This window comes from uncultured Adlercreutzia sp., from assembly GCF_958431955.1.
Classification (GTDB): domain Bacteria; phylum Actinomycetota; class Coriobacteriia; order Coriobacteriales; family Eggerthellaceae; genus Adlercreutzia.
On sequence record NZ_CAUASN010000015.1, the window covers coordinates 56,950 to 65,635 of the forward strand.

Sequence of the window (8,686 nt, forward strand, 5' to 3'; positions counted from 1 at the left end):
TGCCGCCGCGGCGTCCGTCGTGGCAACAGGCGGTACGGTGATGCTTTGGTTTGCTCCCTCAGTGGGTTCCGATGCGGCGCTGATATGGGGTGCTTTGGGCGCCGGCTGTTACGCCCTCGGTCTGGTGGCCCTCGGAGCCCGGATGTTCCTCATGCTCGGCGTTCTTGCGCGACGGGAGGGCTTGAAGGCAGTTCTGGCACTCGTGGTTTTGGCGGCGCTCTGCGGCCATGTGGCATTCGCGTACTCGGCGCCTGCGCCCTTCTACGCGTTTATCGCCGTGGCCGGTCTCAGCTTGAGCGGCATCGCCCAGCTTTGCTTCGGGCTTTTGGCCGTCCCCGCGTCTGCCGCGGCGGACGGGGGAGAAGTTCCTTCCCCGTGCGACGCCGACCTCTATGGAAACGGGTGGCGCTTCTTCTACGTCATCTTTTTCGCGACGGTGCTCGTGCACGGTCTGCTCTATGTGGCCGATCCGGTGCTGGAATATTTGGGCGATGCGCCGCTGTCCCGCGGGGTGACGTTTTTGCTCCTGTTCGCGCTCAGCGTGCTCATGCTCGCGACGTCTTCGAAGGCATCGCGGTACCTGCGTGCGGTGTGCCTGTTCGGCAACGGGCTTTTCGCGGTGCTGTTCTTGGGGCTTGTGGCTGTGAGCTTCTCTTCGCTTACCCACGGCGATTTCTCCGCGGCCGCCGGCGTGGTGCTGGCGCTCATCCGCGTGTTCGATGTCCTTCTGCTCGTCGCCATGTTCGTGAGCGCGTTTTTGAAGGGGTCGAATCTGGTGCGCACGGCGGCCGTGTATCTGCTGGCGCTCTTCTGGCTGCCGACGACGTTCGCCTACGTGCTGCTTCCCCTCGCCACCGCCGGCCACGCCCTCGACGCCGGCACGCTGCTCGGCCCGGCGTCGCTGGTCATTGCCGCGGTACTGGCTCTGGCCATCGTCGCGTTTCTGACCCTTTTCATGGTGAAAGCGGCGCGGCCCTTGTCGGCTGCGCGTCCCGCTGCGGAAAAGGAGGGGCGCAGGGAAGCCTGCGATGCTCTCGCGGAACAACACGACCTCACTCGGCGCGAGGGGGAGATTCTCTACTATATATCCCTCGGCTACTCGAGCAAGGCCATTGCCGAGAAACTCTTCGTGGCGCCCGGCACCGTGCAGTCCCACACCAAGCGCATTTACGCGAAGCTGGGCGTGCATGCAAAACAAGAACTTATCGAGTTGGTGAATCGGGAGGAAGGGGACGGTTAGTGTCCTGCCTGCTCGAGCTGGGTCGTCGCAAGGGCTTCGTGCCGCCGTGGTTGATGGTTGTGGCGAGGGGGTGCTGCTTGACGAGGGCCATCATCACCACCGTGGCGGCCACCATGGGCACGAACCACAAAAACAGGGGCACGAGCGCGTCGGAATAGCCTTGGGCGATGACAGCTTGGGCGGAGGCGGGCAGCTTGTCCATGAGAGCCGGGGTGATGTGGGCCACGGAGATGTTGTCGGTGGCCGGAAGCGTGGCGGAAAGCGCGGCGGTCAGGCGCGAGGTGAACAGGGTGCCGATGAGCGACGCCCCCAGCACCGAGCCGATCTCGCTGAAGAAGTTGTAGGCCGCCGTGGCCGCGCCCACCATGGCGTGGGGAAACTCGTTTTGCACCACTAACGTGAGAATCTGCATGCCGAAGCCGATACCGAAGCCCAAGATGAACAGGAACACGAGCGGCAGCCAGAACGCCTCGTGCACCTGCAGGGTAGACATGAGGAAGAAGCCCACGGCGGCGATGGCGCTCGAGGCGACGAGCATCCACTTGTACTTCCCCGTGCGGGCCGCGATGAAGCCACTGGCCGTGGACGTGATGAAGATGCCGATGCTCATGGGCACGTCCATGAGGCCCGCGAGCTCAGGGCTCATCTCGTCGACGATTTGGAAGTAGGTGGGCAGGTAGGTGACCGTGCCCATGAACGCCACGTCGATGATGAGGCTCGTGACGGCGCAGAGCACGAAGTTACGGTTCCGGAAGAGCGTCAGCGGCATGACCGGTTCGGTGGCCCGGCGCTCCACCAGCACGAAGGCCACGGCCGAGGCGACGCACAGAGCGAACAGGCCGATGATCTCCCAACTGTCCCAGGCGTACAGGGCGCCGCCCCAGGCGCTCGCCAGCACGAGCGCGGTGACGGACAGGCCCAACAGCGCCGCGCCCGCATAGTCGATGACGGCGCGTTTCTTCTGGGCGGTGCGCCGGGGAAGGAACACGCCGAGGGCCGCCAGGGCGAGGCCCGCGAGCGGAATGGTGAACCAGAAGATCCACCGCCAGCCCGGCACCTGCACGAACCAGCCGCCGAGCACGGGGCCCAGCACGTTGGAGGTGGTGAACACGGCGCCCATGATGCCCATGTAGGCGCCCAGCTTGCGCGGGGGCACCACATCCGAGATGATGGCGTAGGCCAGAATGCCCAGGCCGCCTCCGCCCAGGCCCGACAGGCAGCGACCGCAGATGAGCATCTCCATGTTCACGGCCATGCCGCACACCGCCTTGCCCAGGGCGTACAGCGCCAGGGCCACCATGATGACATACTTGCGGTTGTACAGGTCGCTGATCTTGCCGTAGACGGGCATGACCACGGTGCTCACGAGGATGTAGGCGGTGGAAATCCATTGCATCATCTCCACGCCACCCAAATCGCCCACGATGGTGGGTAGCGCCGTGGCGGCGATGGTCTCGGACAGCGAGTTCACGAACATCGCCAGCAGAAGCCCCGTGAATATGAACGCCAGCCGACGGCCGTGCACGGCCCCGTCCGACGTGTGTTCGCCCGCATTCGCGCCCATGGTGTCATTCCTCGCGTTCGATGTATGCCCAGTCGAACTCCATTGTAGGAATGCCGGCGCGGCCTCCCGAGAAAGGCCCCAACTTGAAACGTTCCCGATGCCAAGCGATTGAGCGCGGGGAAGAGAGGCAGCTGGCTTCCTGCGACGAGATTTCGGAAACAGCGTTTACGGAATCGGCGAGTCCCCTCGCCTCAGCTACGGGAAGAAGATTTTGCCTCAGCTGGTTCCATTACCTGAAACTCATACGCATGGACGATCCGGGCCGCCGCCTTGCGGGCCCTACCCGAACCAGGCGCGGGCCAAAGCCTCGATGCCGGGGCGGATGTCTTCCTCGCGGATGGAACTGAAGCCGACGAGCACGATGCCGCCGGGGCGGTGGGCGGGGTCGGCCCAGTACTTCTTCGTGGGGTACACGGCCACGTCGGCCGCCGCGGCCGCCGCGATGAGCTCGTCCTGGCCGCGGCCGTCGCGCACGCGCACCAAGAGGTGCAGGCCGGTGCCGCACTCCAGCACTTCCACGCGCTCGCCCATGCACTCCCGCAACGCGGCGGTGAGGGCGTCGTACTTGCGGCGGTTCTTCGCCTGTACTCGGCGCAGGTGCCTGTCCCACGAGCCGTCGGTCATGAAGCGGGCCAGCACCTTCTGGTTCAGCCACGGCACCGGCGAGTAGGAGTTGGCGAACAGCTCGCGCCAGCGGGCCAGCAAGGGCTCCGGCAGCACCAGGTAGTTCATGCGCAAAGCTGGCGAGAGCGACTTCGAGAACGTGCCCATGTAGATGACGCGCCCGCGGGTGTCCATGGAGGCCAGGGGCGGCAGCGACCGCTCCCGGTAGCGGAAGTCGCGGCAGTAGTCGTCCTCCAGGATGTAGGCGTCGGTGCTCTCGGCCCAATCGAGCACGCGCTCGCGTATGTCCGTGGGCATGATGCGGCAGGTGGGGAACTGGCTCGACGGCGTCAGGTACACGAGCCGCGCCCCCGAGGCCTCCAAATCTTCCAGGAACGCGTCGTAGCCCTCCGTCACCCGGCACGGCGCGATGGCGAAGCGGGCCCGCTCGATGACCGAGCGCACCCCGTCGTAGCCCGGGTCCTCCATGGCCACGGTGTCCGCGGCGCCGTCGAACAGGGCCAGCAGGTTCTGCACGCTCGTCTGGGTGCCGCCCTGGACGATGACCTGGCTCGGGGTGCAGTCGATGTCGCGTTGGGTGGCGATGCGCCAGGCGATGGCCACGCGCAGGGCCTCCTCGCCGAAGGGGTCGTTGTAGGCGTCGCAGCCGGCGCTTTCCACCGACAGCAGCACGTCGTCGGTGATGGTGCGCCAGGCCAGGGCGGGGAAGGTGCCCGGCTCCAGGTTGCCGTAGGTGAAGTCGTAGCGGGCCCGCCGCGCCGGCGACCCCAGCAGCACGGCGCAGGCGGGGGAGGCGGCCGTGGGCTGCAGGTAGGCCACGTTCTGCACCACGTACCCGCTGCCCGGCCGGCTTTCCACGTAGCCCTCCTGGGTGAGCAGGTGGTAGGCCTGCTCCACGGTGTTGCGGGCGCAGCCGAGATCGCCGGCGAGCCCCCGGATGGAGGGGAGCTTCGCCCCTGCGGGCCGCGTGCCGTCCTCGATATCGGCCCGCAGCTGATCGAAGAGCTGCTGGTAGAAGGGGATGTCGCTGTGCTCGTCCAGGTGCATGGGGCCTCGCTTTCTTTTCCTGACTCAGAAGCTTAGCAAATGTGGACGGTTGGTGGAGGCGTCCCCTGGGAAGTTTTTCAACCGTCCCCATGAATTAGCGGGGAACTGTCCCTTCGCGGGCGGGCCGTCCCCATCGTAGACTGTGCGCCGAACTTCGGTGCGGGCCGCAGTTGCGCCCCCGCGCCGCCCGTCATCGCGCAAGGGGAAGGGAGAGGATCCGCCATGCGTCTTTCGGCCGTTGCCGCCCTCGCGGCGGCCGGCGTGTTCGTCGCCGGCACCGCCTACGCTGCCGCGCCGTCGCCGCTGCCGCTGCTGCGGCCGCCCGGTGCCGGCGAGCCGGCCCGCTTCGCGGCCCGCTGCGTGCGGTGCGGGCGCTGCCTGGAGGCCTGCCCCTACCAGGCCATCCACGCCGCTCCGCTGAATGCTGGCCGGGAGGCTTCCACGCCGTTTCTGAACGCCCGGGCCCAGGCCTGTCGCCTCTGCCGGGACTTCCCCTGCGCCGCGGGGTGCCCCACGGGAGCTCTGGAGATGCCAGCCGAGCGCAAGGCTGCCGCCATGGGGGTGGCCGTTATCAACGAGGACACCTGCCTGTCGTTCCAGGGCATGCGCTGCGAGGTGTGCTACCGGGCCTGCCCGCTCATCGACGAGGCCATCCGCATCGACTACCGCCCCCGCGAGGGGGATGCCATTCACGCGGTGTTCGCGCCCCAGGTGATCGACGAGGATTGCGCCGGTTGCGGCCTGTGCGAGCAGCGCTGCCCGGTGAGCGACCCGGCGCCGGCCATTGTGGTGGTGCCCACGGGCGCCGACGAGGCGGCCTACACGGCCCGGCGCAACGGCGAGGCGTGACGACCGGCGCGGTCGGTGGCGCGGGCGGCGTATTTCGGGAACCCGGGGCCGGGTGCGGCCCCCGAACCATAAGGGAGGAACTATGGAACTGACTCGACGGAACTTCGTGAAGACCACGGCCGTGGCCCTGGCCTCGGCGGCCGCCGCCGGCACCATGGGCGGCTGCTCCTCGTCGCTGGCCGGCACCGGCGACGACGCCGCGGCGACGGGCGGCGACACCACCAAGACCGTGGGCGTCTGCCGCTTCTGCGGCTGCGGCTGCGGCGTCATCGTGGAGGCCAAGGACGGCAAGGTGATCTCGGTCACGGGCGACCCGGAGAATGGCTCGAGCCGCGGGCTCAACTGCGTGAAGGGCTACTATTTGGCCGGCGCCCTCTACGGCGAGGACCGCCTGACCCGCCCGCTCATCCGCGACGATAAGGCCACCAAGGGCACGCCGGACGGTTTGCGCGAGGCCACCTGGGACGAGGCGCTCGATCTGGTGGCCGGCAAGCTCCGCGACACGTGGAAGGCCGACAAGAGCCGGCTCGCCTTCTGGGGCAGCGGCCAGCAGCCCATCGTGGAGGGCTACTGCCAGGCGAAGTTCTGGAAGGCGGGCCTGCTCTCCAACAACATCGACCCCAACGCGCGCCTCTGCATGGCCAGCGCCGTGGTGGGCTTCATGAACGTGTTCCAGACCGACGAGCCGGCCGGCTGCTACGCCGACATCGACGAGACCGACACCTTCGTCACCTGGGGCGCCAACATGGCCGAGGCCCATCCCATGCTGTACTCGCGGCTGACGGCCCGCAAGCTGGCCGATGCCAACGTGCGCCACTACGACGTGACCACCATGACCACGCGCACCTCCGCCTCGGCCGACAAGGTGCTCGCCTTCCGCCCCGGCAGCGACATCGCCATCGCCAACGCCATCGCGAACTATCTCATCGTGAACGACAAGTACGACCACGCCTTCGTGGCCGACCACGTGCAGTTCAAGCAGGGCACCGAGAACCTCGGCAACGCCACCGACGACGGCTACGACAAGTCCGATATCGGCCAAGCCGTGGACAACGTGGAGCCCATCACCTTCGAGGCCTTCGCCGCACGGCTCGCCCCCTACACGCTCGAGTACGCTTCCAAGCTCTCCGGCGTGCCCGCCGAGGACATCCAGGAGCTGGCCGAGGTGTTCGCCGACAAGAGCCGCAAGGTGCTCTCCCTGTGGACCATGGGCGTGAACCAGCACAACCGCGGCACCTGGATGAACCACTGCATCTACAACATCCACCTGCTCACGGGCCGCTACGCGCTGCCCGGCGACGGCGCCTTCTCGCTGACGGGCCAGCCTACGGCCTGCGGCACGGCTCGCGAGGTGGGCACCTTCTCCCACCGCCTGCCCGCCGACCTGGTGGTGAAGAACCCGGATCACCGCCGCTACACCGAGGCCATCTGGGACTTGCCCAACGGCTACCTGGACGCCATCGAGACGCCGGGCTACCACACGGTGAAGATGTTTCGAGAGCTTTCCAAGGGCGGCATCGACTTTCTTTGGAGCGCCCACAACAACTGGGCCGTGTCCATGCCGAACCTCACCCGGTTCCTCGGCAAAGGCGAGATGAAGGGCATCAACGACGCCTTCATCTGCGTGGCCGAGGTGTACCCGACCCTGTCCTGCCAGTACGCCGACGTGGTGCTGCCCGCGGCCATGTGGGTGGAGCGCGAGGGCGCCTTCGGCAACGGCGAGCGCCGCACAGCCGTGTTCGAGAAGGCCGTGGACGCCCCCGGCGAGGCGAAGTGGGACCTGTGGATGCTCATGGAGATCGCCAAGCGCGTGCTGGCCGGCGAGCAGATCGGCGGCGAGGATGCCTTCGACCACCTGTTCGGTGCGTGGTACGACGCCGACGCGGCCGCCTTCAAGGGCACCGACCGCGAGGTGTGCGCGAGCATCTGGGAGGAGTACCGCACCTTCTCCAACCCCGACCTGAACCCCGACGCCGCGGCCATCAACACCGAGGCCAAGCTGAAGATGGAGGCCAAGCAGCTGGCCCCCTACGAGGAGTACATCCACAACCACGGCCTCACCTGGCCCGTGCGCGAGGTGGACGGCCAGTGGAAGCCCACGCTGTGGCGCTTCTGCGACGGCAAGCAGGAGGACGGCTTCGACGAGCACGGCGTGGAAACTTACGGCGAGCACGATAAAGCCGGCGGCGTGAGCTTCTACAAGTCAGCCGACCAGCGCCCCTCGGTGGTGTTCCGCCCCTACGAGCCACCGGCCGAGGAGCCGAGTGAGGAGTACCCGTTCTGGTTCTCCACGGGGCGCCTTCTGGAGCACTGGCACACCGGGTCCATGACCCGTCGCGTGCCCGAGCTCGCCCGGGCGCTTCCCGAAGCGCTGCTGGATGTGAATCCGGCCGACTGCGAGCGTCTGGGCGTGACCGACGGCGACCGCGTGCGGCTCACCTCGCGCTTCGGCACCTGCGACATCACGGTGTCCACCGCCGGGCGCACCCGTCCGCCCGAGGGCATGGTGTTCGCGCCGTTCTTCGCCGAGGAGACGCTCATCAACCTGGTGGTGCAGGATACCTACTGCCCGCTTTCCAAGGAGCCCGATTTCAAGAAGACCTGCGTCCGTATCGAGAAGATTGAGGGGTAGCGCCATGAAGAAGACGAAGACAATCGCGGCTGCCGTGCTGGCCGGCGCTTTGGGCCTGGCGGCCCTGGGCGGATGCTCCGAGCCCATGGCCGATACGGGCGCGACCTACAACCCGGGCGAGCCGCCGCTCATGACGGCGAGCCACGAGGGGCGCTACGAGCGGCTTGGCGCGAATGGCTGCTACGGCTGCCACGGGTCGAGCGATGAAGCCGAGGTGCTCCTGGCCATGGCCACGCCGCTGCCCGCCGACCACTATGTGGGCGGCGACGTGAGCACGCGTGCCATCGACGGGCCCCGTGCCGAGTGCATCACCTGCCATCCGGTGGCCCAGGAATAATTGCCGTGGCGGGGAAGGCGGCGCCTGTTGCCTTCCCCGTCGCTGTGGGAAGGAGCGGATGTGGAAGATGAGAAGCTGGTCATCTCCTCGCTGATTGTGGAGGCGCGGCCCGAAGCCGTGCCGGCGGTGGCCGACGCGCTGGCGGCCCTGGAGGGAGTGGAGGTGCACGAAGTGAACGGCTACAAGATCGTCGTCACCATCGAGGCACCCTCCACCGGCGCCTCCCACGAGGTGTCGAGCCGCATGGTGTCCATCCCCGGCGTGCTGAACGTGAACCTCGTGTACGTGAACTTCGAGGATGAAGTGCTATGAAGATAACGCTGGCTCGGCGGATTGTTCAGGTGGCGATGCTCGGGCTGTTCTGCTTGCCGCCGCTGCTGGCCGGGTGGGGGC

Annotated in this window: 7 protein-coding genes; 5 read left to right on the forward strand and 2 right to left on the reverse strand. The window is 67.4% G+C overall.

Going from position 1 to position 8,686, the window contains the following annotated elements; all coding sequences use genetic code 11:
* Positions 1-40 precede the first annotated feature (40 nt).
* The gene (locus tag Q5064_RS06320) at positions 41-1,240 is read left to right on the forward strand and encodes a helix-turn-helix transcriptional regulator (protein WP_302963114.1); all 1,200 of its coding nucleotides are present in this window, start codon (positions 41-43) and stop codon (positions 1,238-1,240) included.
* On the opposite strand, the gene Q5064_RS06325 is transcribed toward Q5064_RS06320, so the two are convergent.
* The gene (locus Q5064_RS06325) at positions 1,203-2,804 is read right to left on the reverse strand and encodes an MDR family MFS transporter (RefSeq protein WP_302963115.1); all 1,602 of its coding nucleotides are present in this window, start codon (positions 2,802-2,804) and stop codon (positions 1,203-1,205) included. The two genes, Q5064_RS06320 and Q5064_RS06325, sit on opposite strands and share 38 nt — an antisense overlap.
* A gap of 279 nt (positions 2,805-3,083) precedes the next feature.
* A complete protein-coding gene (locus tag Q5064_RS06330) occupies positions 3,084-4,475 on the reverse strand; it encodes a PLP-dependent aminotransferase family protein (protein ID WP_302963116.1) in 1,392 nt (463 codons plus the stop codon).
* Positions 4,476-4,697: 222 nt separating this feature from the next.
* Between Q5064_RS06330 and Q5064_RS06335 the strand changes: the two genes are divergently transcribed.
* The 4 genes from Q5064_RS06335 (at position 4,698) to Q5064_RS06350 (ending at position 8,605) form a co-directional block, all read left to right on the forward strand.
* Complete coding sequence (locus Q5064_RS06335) at positions 4,698-5,324, forward strand: 4Fe-4S dicluster domain-containing protein (protein ID WP_302963117.1); 627 nt, start codon at positions 4,698-4,700, stop codon at positions 5,322-5,324.
* An 82-nt stretch (positions 5,325-5,406) separates the two neighbouring features.
* On the forward strand, positions 5,407-7,956 hold the full coding sequence (locus Q5064_RS06340) for a molybdopterin-dependent oxidoreductase (RefSeq protein WP_302963118.1): 2,550 nt from the start codon (positions 5,407-5,409) through the stop codon (positions 7,954-7,956).
* 4 nt (positions 7,957-7,960) lie between these two features.
* Complete coding sequence (locus tag Q5064_RS06345; RefSeq protein WP_302963119.1) at positions 7,961-8,293, forward strand: hypothetical protein; 333 nt, start codon at positions 7,961-7,963, stop codon at positions 8,291-8,293.
* Positions 8,294-8,353: 60 nt separating this feature from the next.
* Positions 8,354-8,605 carry a chaperone NapD gene (locus Q5064_RS06350; protein WP_302963120.1) on the forward strand — a complete coding sequence of 84 codons (252 nt, stop codon included), beginning with the start codon at positions 8,354-8,356 and terminating at the stop codon, positions 8,603-8,605.
* Positions 8,606-8,686 lie beyond the last annotated feature (81 nt).

Bases quoted from the DNA above. Each gene is read 5' to 3' on its own strand.
- Q5064_RS06345 (WP_302963119.1), top strand. From the start codon at position 7,961: ATGAAGAAGACGAAGACAATCGCGGCTGCCGTGCTGGCCGGCGCTTTG.
- Q5064_RS06320 (WP_302963114.1), top strand. From the start codon at position 41: ATGCTTTGGTTTGCTCCCTCAGTGGGTTCCGATGCGGCGCTGATATGG.
- Q5064_RS06335 (WP_302963117.1), top strand. From the start codon at position 4,698: ATGCGTCTTTCGGCCGTTGCCGCCCTCGCGGCGGCCGGCGTGTTCGTC.
- Q5064_RS06340 (WP_302963118.1), top strand. From the start codon at position 5,407: ATGGAACTGACTCGACGGAACTTCGTGAAGACCACGGCCGTGGCCCTG.
- Q5064_RS06330 (WP_302963116.1), bottom strand. From the start codon at position 4,475: ATGCACCTGGACGAGCACAGCGACATCCCCTTCTACCAGCAGCTCTTC.
- Q5064_RS06325 (WP_302963115.1), bottom strand. From the start codon at position 2,804: ATGGGCGCGAATGCGGGCGAACACACGTCGGACGGGGCCGTGCACGGC.